General features: G+C 53.3%; 21 protein-coding genes. 19 read left to right on the top strand and 2 right to left on the bottom strand.

Annotation, left to right across the window (positions count from 1 at the left end; genetic code table 11):
- The first annotated feature begins 4 nt into the window (after nucleotides 1–4).
- From queA to yajC, 3 genes are read left to right on the top strand one after another with little or no spacing between them, the layout of a single operon-like run.
- Nucleotides 5–1,051, top strand: a complete 1,047-nt coding sequence (gene queA / locus D3P09_RS05335) for a tRNA preQ1(34) S-adenosylmethionine ribosyltransferase-isomerase QueA (protein WP_120107804.1) — start codon at nucleotides 5–7, stop codon at nucleotides 1,049–1,051.
- A gap of 25 nt (nucleotides 1,052–1,076) precedes the next feature.
- The gene (tgt, locus tag D3P09_RS05330) at nucleotides 1,077–2,210 is read left to right on the top strand and encodes a tRNA guanosine(34) transglycosylase Tgt (protein WP_120107803.1); all 1,134 of its coding nucleotides are present in this window, start codon (nucleotides 1,077–1,079) and stop codon (nucleotides 2,208–2,210) included.
- Nucleotides 2,211–2,225: 15 nt separating this feature from the next.
- Entirely contained in the window at nucleotides 2,226–2,537 is a 312-nt protein-coding gene (gene yajC / locus D3P09_RS05325) for a preprotein translocase subunit YajC (RefSeq protein ID WP_120107801.1), read from the top strand.
- A gap of 55 nt (nucleotides 2,538–2,592) precedes the next feature.
- Here yajC and D3P09_RS05320 read toward each other — a convergent pair whose 3' ends face one another.
- Nucleotides 2,593–2,985, bottom strand: coding sequence for a TIGR04086 family membrane protein (locus D3P09_RS05320; protein ID WP_120107799.1), 393 nt, complete (start codon nucleotides 2,983–2,985; stop codon nucleotides 2,593–2,595).
- Between the two features lie 220 nt (nucleotides 2,986–3,205).
- Between D3P09_RS05320 and D3P09_RS05315 the strand changes: the two genes are divergently transcribed.
- Entirely contained in the window at nucleotides 3,206–3,973 is a 768-nt protein-coding gene (locus tag D3P09_RS05315) for a YetF domain-containing protein (protein WP_243643910.1), read from the top strand.
- Here the strand turns inward: D3P09_RS05315 and spoVB are convergent.
- Nucleotides 3,966–5,525: a stage V sporulation protein B gene (gene spoVB / locus D3P09_RS05310; protein WP_120107798.1), complete on the bottom strand. Its 1,560-nt coding sequence runs from the start codon at nucleotides 5,523–5,525 to the stop codon at nucleotides 3,966–3,968. The two genes, D3P09_RS05315 and spoVB, sit on opposite strands and share 8 nt — an antisense overlap.
- 195 nt (nucleotides 5,526–5,720) lie before the next feature.
- Between spoVB and D3P09_RS05305 the strand changes: the two genes are divergently transcribed.
- The 15 genes from D3P09_RS05305 to D3P09_RS05235 all read left to right on the top strand — a co-directional run bounded on the left by D3P09_RS05305 (nucleotide 5,721) and on the right by D3P09_RS05235 (nucleotide 21,304).
- Entirely contained in the window at nucleotides 5,721–5,960 is a 240-nt protein-coding gene (locus D3P09_RS05305; RefSeq protein WP_243643909.1) for a post-transcriptional regulator, read from the top strand.
- An 84-nt stretch (nucleotides 5,961–6,044) separates the two neighbouring features.
- Entirely contained in the window at nucleotides 6,045–7,283 is a 1,239-nt protein-coding gene (gene secD / locus D3P09_RS05300) for a protein translocase subunit SecD (protein WP_120107796.1), read from the top strand.
- A complete protein-coding gene (secF, locus tag D3P09_RS05295; protein ID WP_120107795.1) occupies nucleotides 7,273–8,193 on the top strand; it encodes a protein translocase subunit SecF in 921 nt (306 codons plus the stop codon). The genes secD and secF overlap by 11 nt, the downstream gene beginning before the upstream one ends.
- Before the next feature lie 250 nt (nucleotides 8,194–8,443).
- Nucleotides 8,444–8,860: a cation transporter dimerization domain-containing protein gene (locus D3P09_RS05290; RefSeq protein ID WP_120107793.1), complete on the top strand. Its 417-nt coding sequence runs from the start codon at nucleotides 8,444–8,446 to the stop codon at nucleotides 8,858–8,860.
- A gap of 35 nt (nucleotides 8,861–8,895) precedes the next feature.
- Entirely contained in the window at nucleotides 8,896–10,911 is a 2,016-nt protein-coding gene (gene recJ, locus D3P09_RS05285) for a single-stranded-DNA-specific exonuclease RecJ (protein WP_120107792.1), read from the top strand.
- Nucleotides 10,912–10,961: 50 nt separating this feature from the next.
- Entirely contained in the window at nucleotides 10,962–11,492 is a 531-nt protein-coding gene (locus D3P09_RS05280; protein WP_120107790.1) for an adenine phosphoribosyltransferase, read from the top strand.
- 268 nt (nucleotides 11,493–11,760) lie between these two features.
- The gene (locus tag D3P09_RS05275) at nucleotides 11,761–13,941 is read left to right on the top strand and encodes a RelA/SpoT family protein (RefSeq protein WP_120107789.1); all 2,181 of its coding nucleotides are present in this window, start codon (nucleotides 11,761–11,763) and stop codon (nucleotides 13,939–13,941) included.
- Between the two features lie 13 nt (nucleotides 13,942–13,954).
- Entirely contained in the window at nucleotides 13,955–14,398 is a 444-nt protein-coding gene (dtd, locus tag D3P09_RS05270; RefSeq protein ID WP_120107787.1) for a D-aminoacyl-tRNA deacylase, read from the top strand.
- Between the two features lie 2 nt (nucleotides 14,399–14,400).
- Nucleotides 14,401–14,664, top strand: a complete 264-nt coding sequence (locus D3P09_RS05265) for a hypothetical protein (protein ID WP_133304972.1) — start codon at nucleotides 14,401–14,403, stop codon at nucleotides 14,662–14,664.
- 659 nt (nucleotides 14,665–15,323) lie between these two features.
- Nucleotides 15,324–16,571, top strand: a complete 1,248-nt coding sequence (gene hisS, locus D3P09_RS05260; RefSeq protein ID WP_120107784.1) for a histidine--tRNA ligase — start codon at nucleotides 15,324–15,326, stop codon at nucleotides 16,569–16,571.
- Between the two features lie 66 nt (nucleotides 16,572–16,637).
- On the top strand, nucleotides 16,638–18,464 hold the full coding sequence (gene aspS, locus D3P09_RS05255; protein WP_120107782.1) for an aspartate--tRNA ligase: 1,827 nt from the start codon (nucleotides 16,638–16,640) through the stop codon (nucleotides 18,462–18,464).
- A 28-nt stretch (nucleotides 18,465–18,492) separates the two neighbouring features.
- Nucleotides 18,493–19,248 carry a tRNA threonylcarbamoyladenosine dehydratase gene (locus D3P09_RS05250; RefSeq protein WP_120107781.1) on the top strand — a complete coding sequence of 252 codons (756 nt, stop codon included), beginning with the start codon at nucleotides 18,493–18,495 and terminating at the stop codon, nucleotides 19,246–19,248.
- Nucleotides 19,245–19,913 (top strand): YdeI/OmpD-associated family protein, encoded by a 669-nt coding sequence (locus tag D3P09_RS05245; protein ID WP_120107779.1) that lies wholly within the window; start codon nucleotides 19,245–19,247, stop codon nucleotides 19,911–19,913. The genes D3P09_RS05250 and D3P09_RS05245 overlap by 4 nt, the downstream gene beginning before the upstream one ends.
- A gap of 222 nt (nucleotides 19,914–20,135) precedes the next feature.
- Nucleotides 20,136–20,522, top strand: a complete 387-nt coding sequence (locus tag D3P09_RS05240) for a VOC family protein (RefSeq protein ID WP_120107778.1) — start codon at nucleotides 20,136–20,138, stop codon at nucleotides 20,520–20,522.
- A gap of 26 nt (nucleotides 20,523–20,548) precedes the next feature.
- On the top strand, nucleotides 20,549–21,304 hold the full coding sequence (locus tag D3P09_RS05235) for a class I SAM-dependent methyltransferase (RefSeq protein ID WP_120107776.1): 756 nt from the start codon (nucleotides 20,549–20,551) through the stop codon (nucleotides 21,302–21,304).
- Nucleotides 21,305–21,328: the final 24 nt, after the last annotated feature.

Below are 21,328 nucleotides of genomic sequence, written 5' to 3'. Positions count from 1 at the left end.
AGAGATGAATGTAGAGTGGTTTGATTTTGACCTGCCGGAAGAGCTGATTGCACAGACTCCGCTGCAGGACCGCACGGCATCCAGATTGCTGATGCTGAGCAAGGAGAGCGGCAACACCGAGCACGGCGGATTTACCGATCTGGAAGCGAAGCTGCAAGCAGGCGATGTGCTTGTGTTGAATAATACAAGGGTTATACCGGCCAGACTGCTTGGCATCAAGAAGGATACCGGAGCAAAGGCCGAGCTTCTGCTGCTCAAGCAATTGGGCGATGACCGCTGGGAGGCGCTGGCGAAGCCCGGCAAGAAGCTGAAGGCAGGAGCTGTCATCGTCTTCGGCGACGACGGCAATGGCACTCCTTTGATGGAGGCCGAGGTGTTGTCTGAAGGGGACATGGGAGCGCGGATTATTCAATTCCGATACGAAGGCATCTTCCAAGAGCTGCTTGACCGGCTGGGAGAGATGCCGCTGCCGCCTTATATTAAAGAGCGGCTCGACGAGCGGGAACGGTATCAGACCGTATATTCCCGCCATGAGGGCTCTGCTGCCGCACCTACAGCCGGCCTGCATTTTACAGAGGACTTCCTGCGCAAGCTGGAGGACAAAGGCGTAAGACTCGTCTATGTAACTCTGCATGTGGGACTGGGAACCTTCCGCCCTATGTCGGTCGATACGGTGGAAGAGCATGAGATGCACTCGGAGTATTATGAGCTGGACGAGACTAATGCAGAGCTTCTGAATGAAGCAAGAAGCAACGGCCGGAGAATTGTAGCCGTAGGCACAACCTCGGCACGGACCCTGGAGACGCTTGCCGGCCGCTTCGGCGACGGAGCGCTGCAAGCTTGCAGCGGCTGGACTTCAATCTTTATCTATCCGGGCTACAGCTTTAAGCTCGTCAATGCGCTGCTGACGAATTTCCATCTTCCGAAGTCGACGCTGGTCATGCTGGTCAGCGCTCTTGCGGGCAGGGATGCCATTATGAAAGCTTATGGCGAAGCCATTGAACGCCGTTACCGCTTCTTCAGCTTTGGAGACGCAATGTTTATTTATTAAATTAAGAAGATTGGAACGTGAAAACGTGGCTGTTAAATACGAATTAATCAAACAATGCAAGCAATCCGGCGCGCGCCTTGGACGCGTGCATACACCGCATGGCATCATCGAGACGCCGACCTTTATGCCGGTAGGCACACAAGCGACTGTCAAGACGATGAGTCCGGAAGAATTGAAGTCGATGGACGCTCAAATCATTTTAAGCAATACCTATCATTTGTTTCTGAGACCGGGACATGATCTCATCAAACGCGCCGGCGGCCTTCATAAATTTATGAATTGGGATCGTCCGATTCTGACGGACAGCGGCGGTTTTCAAGTGTTCAGCCTAAGCGAGATGCGCAAGATTACAGAGGAAGGCGTTCATTTCCGCTCTCATCTGAATGGCGACAAGCTCTTCCTTTCACCGGAAGTGGTTATGGAGATCGAGAACGCGCTTGGCCCGGATATTATGATGGCTTTTGATGAATGTCCGCCTTATCCGGCCGAGTATGAATACATCAAGCAATCGACGGAAAGAACGACCCGCTGGGCAGAACGCTGCTTGAAAGCGCACGCCAGGCCTCATGACCAGGCATTGTTCGGTATCGTTCAAGGCGGCATGCACAAAGATTTGCGCATTCAGAGCGCCAGAGATTTGACTTCCATGGATTTCCCGGGGTATGCTATTGGTGGACTGAGCGTTGGCGAGCCTAAGCATCTCATGTATGAGGTGCTTGATTACACGGTGCCTGAGCTGCCGGCGAATAAGCCGCGCTACCTGATGGGCGTCGGATCTCCGGATGCTTTGGTTGAGGGAGCGATTCGCGGAGTCGATATGTTCGACTGCGTGCTGCCGACCCGTATCGCAAGAAACGGGACAACCATGACAAGCGGAGGACGGCTAGTCATACGCAACGCCAAGTTCGCGGAGGATTTCGGACCGCTTGATCCGAATTGCTCCTGCTATACATGCCAGAACTATTCCCGCGCTTACATTCGGCATTTGCTGAAGGCGGATGAGACGTTCGGCATCCGGTTAACCACGTACCATAATTTGCATTTCCTTTTGCAGCTCATGCGGGATGTTCGTCAAGCCATCATGGAGGACAGGCTGCTAGACTTCAGAGATTCCTTCTTCGACGCTTACGGCCTTCATGACAACGACAAAGGATTTTGAAAGGGGTGAATTTTGATGTTTCTGGCAACTGAAGCAGGTGGTGCAGGTAATATTTGGCAGCTTATTTGGCCTTTTATCCTGATGTTTGCTGTATTCTATTTCCTGCTGATTCGTCCGCAACAGAAGAAGCAAAAGCAGCGTACAGCCATGCTAAATCAAATTAAAAAAGGCGACAAGATTACGACGATCGGCGGATTGCACGGAACAGTTGTAGAATTGACGGATGACACAGTCGTTATTCGTGTCAATGACACAACGAAGATGACGTTCGAACGCAGCGCTGTTAATACCATTGTCAGCACTGCTCCGGCAGCTGCTGCAGAGTAACGGATGTATACATAGAATGGCCGACAGACCTAAAGGTTTGTCGGCCATTTTTTTCTCATTTGCGCAAGTTGACTCCGATCATGCCGCCTAGCGCGCCGGCAAGCAGAGCGGCTCCAAGAATGAGCGCACTGTTCCATGATGGAGCGGCATTAGCGGCGAGGAAGCTGACGATCATGACGATTATGCCATAAATGATGCCCAGAAAACCGCCGTTGTACCAGCCTTTCCGCTCCGACCGCTTGCCGGCAGTCAGCCCTCCGGCCAGTGCGGCTATGCTGTGTACGGCCAGGGAGTAGCTGCCCAGATTGCTTTCCTTCATGCTGGAGAAATGAAGCATCAGGGAGAGCAGAAGTGCGCCTGCTGCCAGCCAAATAATAGAAAAGACGACGCCGGCCAGCAAAGGCGAGCCGATAATCGGCGGTTTGGGAGCTTGCTTGACGGAACTCATCCTATTCCTCCTATCCGATATTCGCGTATTACTTATCCATATGGCCAAGCATGGCGGAATAGTACAGGTTCTAGAATCAATATTTGCCTAAGGAGTTGCATCATTGCCATTAATTCGTGTGCAGCCAGTCGTATGATGAGCGCAGGGCGAGGTGAGAATAGCTGTACAACATTACAGCTGGCCCAAGCAGCCAGTATGGTACTTTCGAGGGGGCGCTTACTTGGAAATCTGGAGCCTGTTAATCCGAACGACGGTTATTTATTTCGTCGTGTTTTTGATCATGCGTTTCATGGGCAAGCGGGAGATCGGGAAGCTGTCCGTGCTTGATCTGGTCATTTCGGTAATGGTGGCGGAAATCGCGGTAATCGTTATTGAGGATACCGAACGATCCATGTGGGACGGCATTGTCCCAATGGTGATGTTATTGCTCATACAGGTCAGCACAGCCATGATATCGATGAACAACCGCAAGATGCGTCTATTGTTTGACGGCAAGCCAAGCGTCATTATTGCCAAAGGCAAGATCAACAAGGATATTATGCGCAAGCAGCGTTATAATCTGGACGATCTGATGCTGCAGCTCCGCGAGAATAAAATCACATCCGTAGCGGATGTGGAGTTCGCGATATTGGAGACGAGCGGGAAGCTGTCGGTTATTCCTAAGGATAGGGCAGAGGAGTCAGATGCGGATCCAGAGCTGAAGACGGAGACTCCTGACATTAATGTGGAGAAGTCTAGCCTTACGCCAATGCCGAAAGGAAGGGAGAAGCTGATTCCTCCCGGCTTTCGGTACGAAATTCTCCCGATTCCGCTTATTATGGATGGCAAGGTGCAGGATGAAAATTTGGACAAAATCGAAAAAACGCGTTTTTGGCTGAAGAATGTGCTGCAGGATCAGAAAGTTAATGATTTCAAGGATGTTTTTTTATGTACGATCGATCATAAGGGGAAACTGTTTGTTGATGTGAATCAAACGAAAATTACTTGAACCATACGCCCAGCCACGGTATTCTCGCCATATCGTACCGGTCGATGATCCGCATCCAGATCATGAGCAGCATATAGATGATGATGCTTACCAGACAAGCCATGATCATGCTTAGCCATTCCGTGGACAGCACAAAATGGTTCATCGTCCATTGGGCGGCTGCACCCATAATCGTCATTGCAGCCCCCACCTTAAGGAAGTCCAGGAAATTCATCCGGAATCCGATGGAGCGCATGACGCTGAACCCGTGAAGAATCGTAACCAGCACGATATTGACGCTGATGGCAACAATGGCGCCGTATATGCCAAGCTCAGGCTTGGACGCAAGCTGGACAATCAGGACCAGCTTGACCGCCGCCCCGATGAAGGTGTTCATAAGGGCGGTTCCTGGCTTGTTCAGCGCTTGCAGCGCCGCCTGCAGCGGTGCCTGGAGGTAAATGAAGATGCCGGCGAGACTGAGCAGCTGCAGCATAGGAGAATATTCGGGATGATCATAGATGAGCCGGCATAACGGCTCTGCGAAGAGCCCCATGACGACGACGAACGGGGCGCCGGATACGAGAGCAATACGCATCGATTGATGGAGCCTCTTCTGAATAAGCGCTTTGTCTCCTCGCGCAGCGGCTTCGGATAATGAAGGCACAAGCGAGACGGCAAGCGAATAGGTCAATGCTGTTGGAAGCAGCAGCAGCGGAATAATCATGCCTTGCAGAGCGCCATACTGTGCAGTAGCAATGCCCGTAACAATCCCCGCGGCAGCCAGACTGCGTGCGGTAAAGATGGATTCAAGCAAGTAAGACAGGGAGCCGACCAGCTTGCTGCCTGTGACCGGAATGGACAAACCAAGCAGCTTGCGGAGAATGGGCGGCTGCTTCTGTGAGGATGAATGAGAAGGGAGCTCGCTTGGCGCGGCTGCCTTCTTTTTTTCGCGTGCATATTTCCATAAGAGAACAAGCAGCCCGCCAATCTCGCCGGCAACGACGCCAAGCATAGCGCCGGCGGCCGCCCACTCCAGCCCCATAGGCAGGAAGAGATAAGCCAGGAACAGGGATCCTATGATGCGGACAATCGTCTCTGCGAGCTGGGATACGGCGCTTGGAATCATGTTCTGCTTGCCTTGGAAGTAACCGCGGAAGACGGAGGAAACTCCAACAATGAGCAGCATCGGCGTCATCATAAGGAATGCGCGGTAGACCCTGGTGTCGGGAAGAATGTGCCGGATAATGAAGGGCGCGAACAGCAGCATCCCGATCGTCAGAACCACTGCAATCGATATCGTTAGAATCATAGCCGTCCGGAAAATATGCTTGACGCGCTTCGTATCGCCAATCGATTCCGCTTCGGCAATCCACTTCGCAATGGCAAGGGGGATGCCTCCTGTAATAACGGTAAGAAGCACGATCAGGAAAGGGTAGGCCAGTTGATACAGGCCGACCCCCTCAGCGCCGATAATGCGGGGCAGGGCGATTCTTGGCACAAAGCCGAGCAAGCGGTTCACGATGCCTGCGGCGAGCAGAATCATGGCACCTTTGATAAAGGATTGCTTCGTCATAGCGGTGACCTCTTCTCATTGAAGATAACGCCATTAAGGCGAGAATGCGCACGGACATGCATGTACTACCACTTTATGCGCGGCATGTCCCTTTCCATGTCAGTCAATTTGGACCATCTTCTATAGTCGGCAGGAGATTGGCAGGTCTAGCTCGAATAAGTAAGGGACAGCAACGAGAACGAGGAGGTGCAGCATATGGAGAATGAAGAATTGGACGTCATGATCGAGGAGCTATGCAACAGCAAGGCGGAGGAATTCCGGTTGCTCGGATACGAGCACGTGGACGGCAAGGAGATTTGGGATTGTGTCAACGCCAAATACGCGAAGACCGGTCAGCCGGAGCTGCATCAGTTGGTCAATGATATTTTATCGCTCAAGATTACGCAGTTCATGAACTTCATGACGCTTAGCGCTTTCAAGGGTAACCCGTTCTAGCAGCGGGGCCTTTCTTTTTTTTGACTCGTTTTTACCGCATCTGTATAATGGGAATATTGAAGATCATAAGGGGGATTCAGACGTATGTTCGGGAAGAGAATACTTGCCTTCCTTGCCATCGTAGTCGTCGGATTTGCAGCAATGGCTGCAACGACTCCGTGGGTTTTGGATGGCGTCAAGCTGGGCCTTGATTTGAAGGGCGGCTACGAAGTATTGTATGAAGCCGTACCGTTCGAAGGCGGTTCAGCTGTGACGTCGGAGAGTTTGAAACAAACCGCTAAGAGCTTGCAGAAGCGGATTGATGCTTCAGGCTTGGTAGAGCCGGAGATTACTACGGAGGGCAAAAACCGTATCCGCGTAAAACTACCGGGAATCGACAGTGAGGACGACGAAGTGCTGCAAATGTTGTCCAAGCCTATCAATTTGACGTTCCGTGCTCCTGACGGCACGGTAATGTTGGATGGCAGAGATTTCGTCGAGAATGCCGCAGGCCTTGCGTTTGACAATATGAATCGCCCCATAGTAACGATCCAGTTGAAGGACGCTAAGAAGTTCGAAGATGTGACGAGACAATTGGTTGGACAAACGATGTCCATCTACCTGGATGAGGAAATGATTTCCAGTCCGCTCGTTAAAAGTGTAATCGCTAGTAAAGATGCTAGTATTGAAATGGGCAATTCCTCTCCAGACGAAGCTCGTGAGCTGCGTGATCTGATCAATATGGGATCGCTGCCTCTGAAGCTTGAAGCCAAATATACGCAAAGCGTAGGCGCGAAGCTGGGTCTGGAATCCCTTAAAGATACGGTAACAGCCGGCATCATCGGCTCATTGATTGTACTGGTATTTATGGTTGTTGTATTCCGTGTGCCTGGTTTTGTCGCGGCCATTACGATTATTACTTACGCATGGCTGCTGCTGCTTGTACAGAATTTGATGAATGCGACGCTTACGCTGCCGGGTATTGCGGCATTCGTACTCGGTGTCGGTATGGCTGTTGATGCGAATATCATAACGGCAGAAAGAATCAAGGAAGAAATTCGTACCGGCAAGAGCATGCTGTCTTCGCTTAAGACAGGCTCCAAAAACTCTTTCCGTACGATTATGGATGCCAACATTACGAGTATCATTGCTAGCGTCGTGCTTTATTACATTGGCGATGGCGCGATCAAAGGCTTTGCTTTGACGATGATTTTCAGTATTTTGGTCAGTATCGTCACGAATATTTTCCTTGCCCGCTTCTTGTTGACGCTTCTCGTTCGCAGCAACAAGTTCATGAAGCCAAGCTACTATGGCGTGAAGGAGAGTGAAATTCGTGAACTATGAGACAAAAATTCGGTATGATGTCGTAAAGAATAGAAATAAATTTTTGCTGTCCTCTCTTGCACTGACCATCATCGGTATTTTGTCGCTGGTGATCTTTCAGTTGAATCTCGGTATTGATTTTAAAGCCGGAAGCAACATGGATGTCGCTACTCCAAAAGCAGTAACAGTCCAAGAAGTGAACGATGTTCTTAAGACATTGGGCTACGAGGATTTGTCGCCGACGGTCGGCGGACAAAATAATGACCGAGTTTCGATTCGATTCAATGATGTGTTGGATAACTCCGAATCAAATGCTGTAACCGCGGCTTTAAAAGCGAAATTCGGAGAAGAGCTTTCCGCAGAAGTGAACGTCGTCTCTCCGGACATCGCGCGGGAGATGGGCATTAAGACGATTTGGGCGATTCTGATCGCAAGCTTGGGTATCATGCTGTATGTCATGATCCGGTTCGAATGGCGTTTCGCGCTTGCCGCGAATATTTCAATTTTATATGACAGCTTTATCGTTATTGCGGTCTTCTCGATCTTCCGCTTTGAAGTGGACCTGCCATTCATTGCAGCCGTCTTGACGACGCTCGGTTACTCCATTAACGATAAAATCGTTATCTTCGACCGTATTCGCGAGAATTTGCGTTTTGCGTCCATTAAAAACGAGCAGCAGCTGGCTGATCTCGTTAACGCTAGTATTTGGCAGACGATGGCGCGCAACTTGTATACGGTACTGACGGTTGTCATCGTGACCGTATGTATTTTCATTTGGGGCAGCGTATCCATCAAGATGTTCTCCTTTGCGCTATTGATTGGTCTGATCAGCGGCGCGTACTCGACGATTTTCATCGCGAGCCCGCTCTGGTTCCTGTTCAAGCGCAATCAGAAGCAAAAGCCGAAGGTTGCTGCAAAACCAACGCCTTAACCGGCCGGCAGATGCGTTTCATATAGTTGATCGACAACATTAGAAGATATGTGAGCGAAGCCTGCTTCCGTAAGCTGAACGAAAGCTTGCCAAGCAGGTTTTGCTCCGCAAAAACCTTAGCAAATGCTACGAAGTAGGTTTTGCTCCGCAAAACCTTAGCTAATGCTTACGAAGTAGGTTTTGCTCCGCAAAACCTTAGCTAATGCTTACGAAGTAGGTTTTGCTCCGCAAAACCTTTCAGGAGGTTCAAATGTCAACCAGACCGCGAGATGGGAAGAATGCGACCCGGGGCAGAGCTCGTATATGGGACAACGTGCTGGACGTTCTGTTTCGGGGCGCACGAAGAAATGTCAAGGATTCGGATCGGGATGAAAATGCGGATGAGCTGATGCAGGTTGTTCAGCGCGTAGAGGGCGTCGTGACGGTGCAGTCCATACGCGCCAGAGAGCAAGGGCATTATGTGGTGGCGGAGATTGTCATTAGCGTCAATCCGCGCATCACCGTATTGGAAGGACAGGAGATTGCGAAGCGGGTCCGAACGCTGCTGATGCACCGCTTCCATCATTTGACGGAAGTGTCCATCTATGTGGAGCCTTACGACCCTGGTTATCCGTACAAATCCAATCACGATCCAAATCAGGAGCAGATGCCGACACTGCTGCAATAACCGCTATTCGGACAGCAGGAAGGAGTGAGAACCTGATGATTCATAGAAAGACACGCTGGGCTCTTGCGGAGTGGGAAGAGTCGGGGGAAGGCGCAGCCAGGCAGTTGAGCAAGGGGCTGAGTCTTCCTCCTCTTGTTGCCCGCTTGCTTGTGCAACGGGGCTACCGCGATGAGGAAAGCGCCTATACATTTCTGTATGGCGATGAGAGCGGCTTGCACGATCCTTACTTGCTGAGCGGCATGAAGGAAGCGGTAGAGAGAATCCGGCATGCGAGCGAGAATGGGGAAAAAATCCGCATATACGGCGATTACGACGCGGACGGGGTATCCAGCACATCGCTGCTCATTCATGTTTTCCGCACGATGGGTCTGAATTTTGATTATTACATACCGCATCGCGCTTTAGAGGGCTACGGTCTGAATAAGAACGCTATTGCGCTAGCCGCCAATGACGGAGTAAAGCTGATCGTTACGGTGGATACGGGAATAAGCGCTTATGAGGAGATAGAATACGCTTCCTCGCTTGGCATCGATGTGGTCGTAACCGATCATCATGAGCCGCCGGAGCGGCTGCCTCAAGCTTGCGCCGTTGTCAATCCCAAGCAGGAGCATTGCAGCTATCCGTTCAAGGGGCTGGCTGGCGTTGGCGTCGCCTTCAAGCTGGCTACAGCGCTTATGGAGCGGCCGCCGCTGGAGTGGGCGGACATTGTCAGCCTCGGCACGATAGCCGACCTCATGCCTCTCGTGGATGAGAACCGAATTCTGGTTCGCTATGGACTGAAGCGTATGCGCAAGGAGCCGGGGACGGGCTTTCGGGCTTTGGCCGAAGCAACGGGAATCGAACTGGAGACCATCGTCTCGACCGGCATCGCGTTCGGCATGGCGCCGCGCATCAATGCTGCGGGGCGGCTCGATCATGCGAAGCGGGCTGTCGAGCTTCTGACGACTCCTGTATATGATGAAGCGATACTATCGGCAATCCAATTGGATACACTGAATAAGGAGCGTCAGCGAATCGTCGAGTCTATCGTCAAGGAAGCGGAGGAGCAGTGGCTCACGAAGCGTCTTGCCGCCGAGGAGCAAGGCATTGATCCTCCTTCAGTTATTGTGTTAAGCGGGGAGAGCTGGAATGTCGGCGTAATCGGCATCGTTGCCTCCAAGCTGCTGGAGCGGCATTACCGGCCGGTTGTCATACTCGGCATCGATGCGGACAGCGGCATGTGCAAAGGCTCAGCCCGTTCGATCGAAGGTTTCGATCTTCATGCGGCTCTAACGAAATGCGAGGATCTGATGGATCATTACGGCGGGCATCAGGCAGCGGCAGGCATGAGCTTGCACCGGGATAAGCTGGAGCAATTGGAGCAGCGGATGTCGGAGCTGGCGAAGCAGTGGCTGACGCCGGAAGACTGGATTCCCAAGACGCTTGTGCATTTGGAATGCGGCCTGGAGGATGCCACGCTGGATACGATCAGCCAGCTTGCGCTGCTGGAGCCGTTCGGAATCGGCAACCCGTCCCCGCGGATTATGTTCCGTGACATTCAACTTGCCGACAGGCGTGCCATCGGCAAGGAGTCCAAGCACCTGAAGCTGGCGCTGGGCGGGGGACGAAAGCTGCTGGATGCGATCGGCTTCGGCATGGGCGAGATGGCTTCAGCCATCCCGTCTGGCAGCCGGTTGGAATTGGTCGGCGAGCTGTCTATCAATGAGTGGAACAATCAGCGCAAGCCTCAGCTGCAGGTGCATGATTTGCATTATATGCCGGCTCCGCTGGCAAGTTTTCCAAGCCGGGAGCAATTCGGCCAAGTGTATCAATGGCTCCGCAAGGTAGGACGCGCTCCGGAGCAAGGACTTGCCATGCGAATTGCGGGTCAGGTCGGCTTGACTGTGGAAGCCGTTCAGCTTATGCTTGACGTATTCGAGGAATTGAGATTTATTGGCCGCCATGATGGCGCTTACGTGGCAGCAGCAGCGCCGGAGAAGCGGGAGCTTGCGTCTTCGGAGCGTTATCGTGCCGCGAAGGAGCAGCATGACCGGCTTCATGATCTCGCTTAAACTTAGCAAGCTATACTAAACATGTGTGTACAAGAAAGGGTTGACCATTCGTGTCGAAGGCATCATACAATTTCAAAGATTACATTCGAGTCATTCCGGATTTCCCGCAACCGGGCATCCGCTTTAAAGATATAACGACTCTGCTGAAGGACGGAGCGGCTTACCGCGCCGTTATCGATGAGATGAAAGCAGCTGTCGAGCATCTCAAGATCGATGTTATAGCAGGCCCTGAAGCGCGCGGCTTCGTCGTAGGCGCGCCGCTTGCGCTGGCTCTGGGCGTCGGCTTTGCCCCTATCCGCAAAAGCGGCAAGCTGCCGGGCGAGACAATTACAGCAAGCTATGACCTGGAATACGGCAAGGATCAGTTGGCTATGCATAAGGATGCGATTACGCCTGGACAACGCGTCTTGATTGCGGATGATCTGCTGGCTACCGGCGGCACGATTGCAACCTCGATGAACCTGATCCGCCAGCTGGGCGGAGAAGTAGTAGGCGCTGCATTCCTGATCGAGCTTGCTTACTTGAACGGACGCGAGAAGCTTGACGGCGTAGAACTATTCTCGTTGATGACTTACGAATAAGCAGCATGTCATAAGCCGCGAGAGCAGGCTTTATGTATGCGCCCCGGCACGTAAATCGCCTTCCGGCGATTTGCCAGCCGGGGCGCTTTTTCCTATCGGGTTATTATGGACAGGAGCTGAGCGTCTAAAGGCGTCGTTTTTCTTCTGCAGGAAGTTGACGTAACCGCTCACTTAAAGGCATAATATTAGAAAACTCGGATCGTGCCGCAGCGGCATATCTTATGAGAATACGATGGCGTTAACCCGTACGCTTGGAAAGGGACGTTTCATGGGCATAGAGCAGTTACTTGAGAAGGCATCCGTCTATATGAAAGAGCAGGATCTCATACGCATCAAGGAAGCCTATGATTTCGCAGAGCAAGCCCATCATGGACAAGTGCGCAAATCAGGAGAGCCTTATATCTTGCATCCTGTTACGGTTGCCGACATATTGGTGGATATGGGCATGGACGTGCTGTCGATTATCGCGGCGCTTCTTCATGATGTCGTAGAGGATACGACAGTGGATCTGGCGACGGTCCGCGCGAAATTTGGCGAAACCTGCGCCATGCTGGTGGACGGACTGACCAAGCTCGAGAAAATCAGGTTTCAATCCAAGGAAGAGCAGCAGAACGAGAATTACCGCAAGATGTTCGTCGCAATGGCGCAGGACATTCGCGTTATTCTGATCAAGCTGGCTGACCGCCTTCATAATATGCGCACGTTGAAATACCAGTCGGAGGAGTCTCAGCGCAGAATTGCCTACGAGACGCTGGAGATTTTTTGCCCGATTGCGCATCGGCTCGGCATCTCCGCTATCAAATGGGAGATGGAGGATATCGCGCTTCGTTACCTCAACCCGCAGCAATATTACCGCATTGCCAATCTGATGAAGAAGAAGCGGGCGGAGCGGGAGCAATTCATCGACGATGTCATCTCACGCATTCGCGAGAAGCTGGAGGAGATGGGCATTGAAGGCGATATTTCCGGCAGGCCGAAGCATCTGTACAGCATTTACAAAAAAATGACTTCGCGCAACAAGCAGTTCAATGAAATTTATGATCTGCTGGCGATTCGGATTATCGTAGACAATATTAAGGATTGTTATGCGACATTAGGCATTATCCATACGTTATGGAAGCCGATGCCGGGCAGGTTCAAGGATTATATCGCCATGCCGAAGGCGAATATGTATCAGTCCCTGCATACGACGGTGATCGGTCCGAACGGCGAGCCGACAGAGGTGCAGATTCGAACATGGGAGATGCATCGTACGTCGGAGTACGGCATTGCCGCTCACTGGGCGTACAAGGAAGGCATGGTTGTGCCTGACGGCAACTTTGAGGATAAAATGTCCTGGTTTCGCGAGATATTGGAGCTTCAGAATGAAACCCGCGATGCGGCGGAGTTCATGGAGTCGCTTAAGATGGATTTCTTCGCCGACCTTGTATTTGTATTCACGCCAAGCGGGGAGGTAATCGAGCTGCCGGCGGGATCGGTGCCGCTCGACTTCGCTTACCGCATCCATACGGAAGTGGGCAACCGGACGATCGGGGCGAAGGTGAACGGACGTATCGTACCGCTTGACCATAAGCTGAAGACCGGCGATATCGTCGAGATTCTGACATCGAAGCATTCGTACGGCCCAAGCCAGGATTGGGTCAAGATTGCCCAATCATCCCATGCCCGCAGCAAGATCAGGCAATGGTTCAAGAAGGAGAAGCGCGAAGAGAATGTCGCCAAGGGACGCGACATGCTGGAGCGGGAGCTCAAGCGTCTTGGCCTTGATCCATCGGTATGGATGGTGGACGATAAGCTGCAGGAAGCTGCCGGCAAATTCACGTTCAACGATATTGAAGATATGATGTCGGCTATCGGCTTTGGCGGCATTACGGCGGCTCAAATCTGTACGAAGCTGACGGAGAAGATGCGCCGCGAAGCGGAAGAAGCCAATCAGATCGAGCTGACGAGCGAGAAGAAGGAAATTAAAGCGGCCAATAGCAAGAAGGGCCGTCCGAATCACGGTGTCACCGTGAAGGGCGTCGACAACCTGCTCGTCCGTTTTGCCCGCTGCTGCAACCCTGTGCCTGGAGACGCGATTGTTGGCTACATTACGCGCGGACGCGGCGTATCGGTTCACCGCATGGACTGTCTGAACATTCCTTTCGGCATGGATGGCGAGGAAGCGGAGCGCGTCATTGAAGTGGAATGGGAAGAGTCGGTGGAGGCGAACTACAGCGTCGATATCGAGATTACCGGCCACGATCGCAGAGGTCTTTTGAACGATGTGCTGCATGCGGTATCGGAGAGCAAGACGAATATCTCGGCAGTGACGGGACGTTCGGTCAAAAACAAGATGGCGCTTATTCATATGACGGTGCTTATTCGCAACGTCGATCATTTGTCCTCCGTTGTGGAGAAGATCAAGCGCGTGCAGGACATATATTCGGTGCATCGCATTATGCAATAAAGGAGATTAAGCATTGAAAGTTATAGCGCAACGCAGCAAAGCGGCCAATGTAACAGTGGAAGGCGAAGTAACAGGCGCCATTGATTCCGGTCTGGTGCTGCTGGTCGGACTTACGCATGAGGATACGATAGCGGATGTTCGCTGGATGGCGGATAAGGTCGCGGGACTCCGGATCTTCGAGGATGAATCGGGGAAGATGAATCTGTCGGTGTCAGATGTCGGCGGTTCGATATTGTCCGTGTCGCAGTTCACATTGTACGGAGATTGCCGCAAGGGCAGAAGGCCCAACTTTATGGCTGCCGCTCGTCCTGAGCAGGCAGAGGCGTTGTACAACGCCTTCAACGATGCGCTGAGGGAGCTGGGGCTGCGTGTGGAGACGGGCAGGTTCGGCGCGATGATGGACGTGCAGTTGACGAATGACGGGCCGGTGACGCTAATTTTGGAGAGCGGCGCTTAAGATTGGACAGACAGGCAACAATAGAGGTAGACGGCATGAAGGGCTGGCGTGAAGGGCCGGCGCTCATGCGATATACCGATGTTGGAGGAATGCCGGTCATGCATCAATCGAGGAAGGAACAAAGCATAGAACGAACAGCCAGCGCGCTTATGAATCCAGACCTGCGCGAAGTCAGAATCGCGGCGGAGCTTGGTACGGATATGGAAGCGGCCGAGGAATGGGAAGGCAAGCCTGCTCATGCAGGGCGGTCGGGAAATCGAAGGTAATCTTGGCGATAAAAGCGTTTTCGAATTTGTAATATTTCTGTAATCAATCGCTAACGTTCTATTAACATCCGGGACCTATAATAGAACTCGACCCCCTTTTTTAAAATATACTTTTACTTTGGACCTGCACTAAGCTGCGGGTTTTTTTCTGTCCATTTTTGTGTATTTCATCGCAGATGCTGTATGCTTTACGGTTTGGACGAGCCCGGAGTTCATGTTCGCCGCTTCGTATGGGGTGCTTCAGCTGTCAGAGAAGAAATTGTCGATGAAGTGCCTGGTTGACTTCAGAGGGGCAAGCGGGTAAAATATACAATCAGTATTATCTATTTTGCAATGACTCGATATGGATTCGACGACGGGACAAAGTATGGCCGTACGGATACGCAGAGAGGGATGCCATAGGCTGCAAGCATCCTTATACCGGCGACAGGAAAGAACCTCCCCGAGAACGATTGGCGAACGGCATAACTTGCCCAGTAGCTAATTCGCGGCTAACGGACGTTACCCGTTGCAAGCGAGCAATCCGCATCTCACGGATTTGTTCGGAATGTGGGTGGTACCACGGAAGCACAAGCTTTCGTCCCTTCGGCGATGCCGATTGGACGGGAGCTTTTTTTGATTGAAAAAAGTATGAATCAATGTAGAAGGTAGGGAAAGGCATGAAATTTCAGAAATCGCCCGGAACGCAGGATATATTGCCAGGCGCGGTGGAGAGATGGCAGTACGTAGAGGGCAAAGCCCGCGACATATGCCGCCGCTTTAATTTCAGGGAGATCAGAACGCCGCTCTTCGAGTCGACAGAATTGTTCCAGCGCGGCGTAGGCGAGACGACGGATATCGTCGAGAAGGAAATGTATACCTTCATCGACCGCGGCGAACGCAGCCTGACGCTGCGTCCTGAAGGTACAGCCGGCGTTGTTCGCTCTTATGTGGAGAACAAGCTGTTCGGCGATCCGGACGTCAGCAAGCTGTACTACATCGGCCCGATGTTCCGCTATGAGCGCGCGCAAGCGGGACGTTACCGCCAGTTCCATCAATTCGGCATTGAAGCGATCGGCGCAGTCGATCCGGCGCTGGATGCGGAAGTTATTGCGCTGGGCTACACCTTCTATACCGAAGTTGGCCTCAAAGGCGTTCGCGTCGAGATCAATTCCGTCGGCACGCCGGCCGTACGCGCGGCATTCCGCGAGCGTCTGCTGGAGTTCCTGAATCCGAAGCGCGAGCTGCTGTGCAAGGACTGCCAGTCCCGCATGGACCGCAATCCGCTTCGTGTGCTGGACTGCAAAGTCGATCAAGCGCATTTTGAAGGAGCTCCATCCATTCTGGACAGTCTGGATGAGGAGTGCAGCGCTCACTTCGAGAAAGTGAAGCAGTGCCTGACGGATATGGGCATCCCTTACGAAATTAATCACAGGCTCGTTCGCGGCCTGGATTATTACACGCATACCGCCTTTGAGTATAAGGCGGAAGGGATTGGCGCTATCGATACGGTCGGCGGCGGCGGTCGCTACAATGGACTGGTATCGGATATCGGAGGTCCGGAGCAGCCGGGCGTCGGACTGGGACTTGGTCTGGAGCGCACGATTCTGCTGCTGGAGCATCAGCAGACAGAGCTGCCGAATTTGCATGAGATTGATGTGTATATCGTCGCGCTTGGCGAAGCGGCGGACCGGGAAGCGACTCGTCTGGTCTATCAGCTTCGGATGCAAGGCGTTCGCGCAGAGCGCGACTACCAGGGCCGCAAGATGAAAGCCCAGCTGAAGTCGGCGGACCGTCTCGGCGCCAGATTCACTGCTATACTTGGCGATGACGAGCTGGAGCGCGGCGAGATTGCCCTTAAGGATATGGCGAAGGGTGAGCAGCGCATGGTGGCCATCAGCGCACTGGCTGCTGAGCTTCAGGCTTAAGCCTAGCGCGATCGGCTTGGATGATTGATTGAATTACATTTAACGATAAAGCGAGGAGACATGATTATGACGACGATGTTGAAGACGCATAACTGCGGAACATTGACAAAAGCAGATGTAGGACAAATCGTAACACTGAACGGCTGGGTACAGCGCCGCCGCGACCTCGGCGGGGTATTGTTCATCGACCTTCGCGACCGCACAGGTATCGTGCAGACCGTATTCAACCCGGATTTCTCTGGCGAGGCGCTGGCAGTCGCTGACCGTGCGCGCAACGAGTTCGTGCTTGCCGTTAAAGGCAAAGTTGTCGAGCGCGACCCTGAGACGTTCAACGCCAACCTGGCAACAGGCGAGATCGAAATCCGCGTGACAGAGATCGAAGTGCTGAACGCGGCGAAGACGCCTCCATTCCCGATCGAAGACGAAGTGGAGGTCGACGAGTCGCTTCGCCTCAAATACCGATATCTCGACCTGCGTCGCCCAGAGATGCAGAAGACGCTTCTGCTTCGCGCGAAAGCGGCGAAGATTTTCCGCGATTACCTGGACGGCCAAGGTTTCATTGAAGTAGAGACGCCGATTCTAACGAAGAGCTCTCCGGAAGGCGCCCGTGATTACCTGGTGCCAAGCCGCGTGCATGAAGGCGAATTTTTCGCATTGCCGCAATCGCCGCAAATTTTCAAGCAGCTGCTGATGGTCGGCGGCCTTGAGCGCTACTATCAAATCGCGCGCTGCTTCCGTGACGAAGACCTTCGCGCAGACCGCCAGCCGGAATTCACGCAAGTCGACATCGAGACTTCGTTCCTGTCGCAGGATCAGCTGCTCGGCATGATGGAAGAGCTCTCTGCGAGACTGCTTCGCGAGACGATCGGCGTGGAGCTTGAGCTTCCGTTCCAACGCATTACGTATGCGGATGCTATGAACAAATACGGCTCCGACAAGCCTGACCTGCGGTTTGGTCTGGAGATCGAAGATATTACAGATATCGTCTCATCGAGCGATGTTAAAGTATTTGCAAGCGTAGCGGCAGGCGGCGGCGTGGTTAAAGCGCTGAACGCCAAAGGCTGCGCGAGCTGGAGCCGCAAGGAGCTTGACGACCTGCAGCCGTTCGCTGCGCGTTACGGCGGCAAAGGCCTTGCATGGATCACGGTGAAGGACGGCGAGTGGAGAGGTCCTATCGTGAAGTTCCTGAAGCCGGAGGAAATCGAAGCTTTGACAGAGCGTCTGGGTGTTGAAGAAGGCGACTTGCTGACATTCTCCGCCGACAAGCCGAAAGTGGTAGCGGACGTGCTGGGCAACCTGCGCCTGAAGCTGGGCCGCGATCTGGGGCTGATCGACGACTCGAAGTTCAAATTCGCTTGGGTTGTAGACTTCCCGCTGCTTGGATGGGACGAAGAAGCGAAACGTTATGTGGCGGAACATCATCCGTTCACGCGTCCTAACGAAGAAGATATTCACTACTTCGATACCGACCCTGGCAAAATCCGCGCGCAAGCATATGACCTTGTCTTGAACGGCTATGAAGTTGGCGGCGGTTCGATGCGTATCTACAAGCGTGAAGTTCAGGAGAAAATGTTCAACGCGCTTAGCCTGTCTCCGGAAGTGGCGCAAGACAAGTTCGGTTACCTGCTGGACGCTTTCGATTACGGCACGCCTCCGCACGGCGGCATCGCTTTTGGCTTCGACCGTCTGGTCATGCTGCTGTCAGGCCGTACAAACCTGAGAGAGACCATCGCATTCCCGAAAACGGCAAGCGCTACGGATCTGCTCGTAGACGCGCCGTCCGAAGTCGAGCTGTCCCAGCTTGAGCAGCTTCATATCCGCACTGTGCTGAAGCCTAAGCCGGCAGCTGTTGCAGCAGGGGCTCAAGCTTCCGCTCAAGGCGAAGAGAAATAAGCTTAAGGGCAAAGGAGGCATACAGAGCATGCTGCATCAATTCTCGCGAACGGAGCTTGCGATCGGTCCGGAGGGGCTTGAGCGGATGAAGGGGAGCACGGTTGCCGTGCTCGGCATCGGCGGCGTAGGCTCAATCGCGGCGGAGGCGCTGGCTAGAACCGGCGTCGGCCGCATCATCCTGATCGACAAGGACGTTGTCGACATTACGAATATTAATCGCCAGATCCACGCGCTAATGACGACAGTCGGCCAGCCGAAGGCCGATCTGATGCGCGACCGCATCAAGCTGATCAATCCGGAATGCGATGTCATTTCTTTGCGGATGTTCTATACGGAAGAAACATATGAGCAGCTGTTCGCATATCCGCTGGACTATGTGGTCGATGCATCGGATACGATCATCTACAAGGTTCATTTGATCAAGCAATGTCTGGAGCGCGGCATTCCGGTTATCTCCAGCATGGGGGCAGCCAATAAGATGGATCCGTCGCGCTTCAAGGTGGCGGACATCTCCAAGACGCATACCGACCCGATTGCGCGCGTCGTTCGCACGAAGCTGCGCAAGGACGGCATTAAGAAGGGCGTAAAGGTTGTCTTCTCCGACGAGGAGCCGATGAAGCCTCGCGAAGACGTGACGCAGCGTATTGTGCCGGAGAACGCGCCGGAAATACGCAAAGCGCAGCAGCCGCCTTCCAGCAACGCCTTTGTGCCGCCGGTAGCGGGACTGATTATGGTCAGTGTTGTGGTGAAGGATTTGCTTGAGGCAGGAGAAGCGGGAGCATGAATGCCGAACTGACCCGCAAGCTGAGGCTGGAGCCGGATGGGCGAGCCCTCATTCTCCATGCTCCCTCTGGATATGATATTGCCGGCGAGCTGGGTCTTCCTCCAGAAGCCGCCAGATCGACAGAGGACGAGCTGGGAGAAGGGACATATGCCTTTGTTCTGCTGTTCGTCGCTTCGCTTGCAGAGCTGGAGAAGCGAGCGCCTATCGCTATTCGGGCAGCGGAAGCGGATGCCTTGTTATGGATCTGCTATCCGAAGGGTTCATCTCGCATCAAGACGGACATCAATCGCGACACGGGCTGGGCGCTCATGAAGACGTTCGGCACGGAAGGCGTTGCGATGATCGCGATGAACGAGACTTGGTCTGCGATGCGCTACAGGCCGGAGGGCGCGGCCAAATCAAGCCGTTCCCGCAAGAAGGACAGCGTGCCTCGCGCAGCGGCAGCGAAGCCGGCTGCAGCTGTGCCGGATATGCCGGTTGATCTGGATGCTGCATTGGCATCTTCGCCGGAAGCCCGGGCTTTTTACGATACGTTGACGGATTCCATGAAACGCGATTATTTGAATTGGATTCTGGATGCGAAGCGGGAAGAGACGAGGGCCAAGCGGGTGTCTGCAACGATTGATAAGCTTGGCAAAGGACTTAAGCGTCCTACGGATAAATAAATACAGCAGCGCTGTGACGGGTTGAGCCCGCCGCAGCGCTGTTTTTTATCCCCAAAAAACTGACCGTTCTTATGTCGTCCGGCTTCGGAAGCAACGCAGATTGCGGGATAGCTAATTTTGTTATATAATAACAACATAAAATGAAACAGAATTTCATCAGATGAAACAACGGATTACGGAGTTGAAAAAGCACATCCGTCTCAGCGGAAGGAGGAACGGCTATTGTCCTACACTTTCTCGGGTATTGATCATGTGCAGCTGGCTGCGCCTGAGGGCTGCGAGGAGCAGGCCAGAGCTTTTTTCGGCGGTGTGCTGGGCTGGAGCGAGCTGGAGAAGCCGGTGGCATTGCGCCATAAAGGTGGCGTATGGTTCCGTTGCGGGAGCCATGAGGTTCATATTGGCGTGCAGCCTTCGTTCGTGCCGGCGCTGAAAGCCCATCCTGCTTTTGCCGTGCAGGGTCTTCAGCAGTTGAAGGAAAGGCTGGGGGGCTGCGGCGTTGCGGTCATCGATGACGAGCTGAGGCTGGAAGAAGGCTATCGCCGTTTTTTTGCGGCGGACCCGTTCGGCAACCGGCTGGAGTTTCTGGAACGAATTGAAATTGAGGGTTAATCCATTTCAGAAGGAGGACAACAACTATGGACAACAAGGAACGATTTACGAACCGGGTGGACAACTACGTGTTGTACCGCCCGACCTATCCGGGAGAAGCTTTGGATTTCATGTACGGTAAGCTGGGATTTGGGCCGGATAGCGTCATCGCCGACCTTGGAGCGGGTACGGGCATCTTCTCCAGGCTGCTTCTGGAGAGAGGCAGCCGTGTGATCGGCGTAGAGCCGAATGAGGCGATGCGCAAGGCGGCGGTAGAGGCGCTTGGCGGCTCGGAGCGTTACCAAGCTGTTGCGGCATCGGCGGAGGAGACGGGCCTGCCTGACCATTCTGTTGATTTTATTGTCTGTGCGCAGTCGTACCACTGGTTCGACAGAGAGCTGGCGAAGGCGGAGTTCAAGCGTATTTTGAAGCCGGGCGGAAAGGTTGTGCTCATCTGGAATTCGAGGAAAACCTTCGGAACGCCATTCCTGGAGCAATTCGAGAAGCTGCTTCTTGAGTACGGGACGGATTATGAGAAGGTTGGCCATAAGAGCATTACACAGGATACGTTGCGACCGTATTTTGCAGACGGCGGCCCGACACTGAATACGTTCTCGATCGAGCAATCGCTGGATGAAGCTGCGCTGAAGGGCAGACTTCTGTCCTCTTCGTACAGCCCGACGCCGGACCATCCGCGTTATGAGGACATGATGAAGGAGCTGGAGGAGATCTACCGGCGCAATGAAGCAGACGGCGTTGTCACGATGGAATATATCACGGAGCTGTATTGGGGAGAAGTATAGTGGGACATTCTGCCCATCTGGCGA

Source organism: Paenibacillus pinisoli, from assembly GCF_003605435.1.
In the GTDB taxonomy this organism is placed as follows: domain Bacteria; phylum Bacillota; class Bacilli; order Paenibacillales; family Paenibacillaceae; genus Pristimantibacillus; species Pristimantibacillus pinisoli.
The sequence above is the reverse complement of the archived record's forward strand: the minus strand, read 5'-3'. Positions and strand labels throughout refer to the sequence as shown.

What these genes read in the sequence shown, in the direction of transcription:
- aspS (WP_120107782.1), top strand. Translation starts at nt 16,638, where the DNA reads ATGACGACGATGTTGAAGACGCATAACTGCGGAACATTGACAAAAGCA.
- D3P09_RS05245 (WP_120107779.1), top strand. Translation starts at nt 19,245, where the DNA reads ATGAATGCCGAACTGACCCGCAAGCTGAGGCTGGAGCCGGATGGGCGA.
- D3P09_RS05250 (WP_120107781.1), top strand. Translation starts at nt 18,493, where the DNA reads ATGCTGCATCAATTCTCGCGAACGGAGCTTGCGATCGGTCCGGAGGGG.
- D3P09_RS05305 (WP_243643909.1), top strand. Translation starts at nt 5,721, where the DNA reads ATGGAGAATGAAGAATTGGACGTCATGATCGAGGAGCTATGCAACAGC.
- hisS (WP_120107784.1), top strand. Translation starts at nt 15,324, where the DNA reads ATGAAATTTCAGAAATCGCCCGGAACGCAGGATATATTGCCAGGCGCG.
- spoVB (WP_120107798.1), bottom strand. Translation starts at nt 5,525, where the DNA reads ATGACGAAGCAATCCTTTATCAAAGGTGCCATGATTCTGCTCGCCGCA.
- recJ (WP_120107792.1), top strand. Translation starts at nt 8,896, where the DNA reads ATGATTCATAGAAAGACACGCTGGGCTCTTGCGGAGTGGGAAGAGTCG.
- D3P09_RS05275 (WP_120107789.1), top strand. Translation starts at nt 11,761, where the DNA reads ATGGGCATAGAGCAGTTACTTGAGAAGGCATCCGTCTATATGAAAGAG.
- queA (WP_120107804.1), top strand. Translation starts at nt 5, where the DNA reads ATGAATGTAGAGTGGTTTGATTTTGACCTGCCGGAAGAGCTGATTGCA.
- yajC (WP_120107801.1), top strand. Translation starts at nt 2,226, where the DNA reads ATGTTTCTGGCAACTGAAGCAGGTGGTGCAGGTAATATTTGGCAGCTT.
- D3P09_RS05235 (WP_120107776.1), top strand. Translation starts at nt 20,549, where the DNA reads ATGGACAACAAGGAACGATTTACGAACCGGGTGGACAACTACGTGTTG.
- secD (WP_120107796.1), top strand. Translation starts at nt 6,045, where the DNA reads ATGTTCGGGAAGAGAATACTTGCCTTCCTTGCCATCGTAGTCGTCGGA.
- D3P09_RS05290 (WP_120107793.1), top strand. Translation starts at nt 8,444, where the DNA reads ATGTCAACCAGACCGCGAGATGGGAAGAATGCGACCCGGGGCAGAGCT.
- D3P09_RS05320 (WP_120107799.1), bottom strand. Translation starts at nt 2,985, where the DNA reads ATGAGTTCCGTCAAGCAAGCTCCCAAACCGCCGATTATCGGCTCGCCT.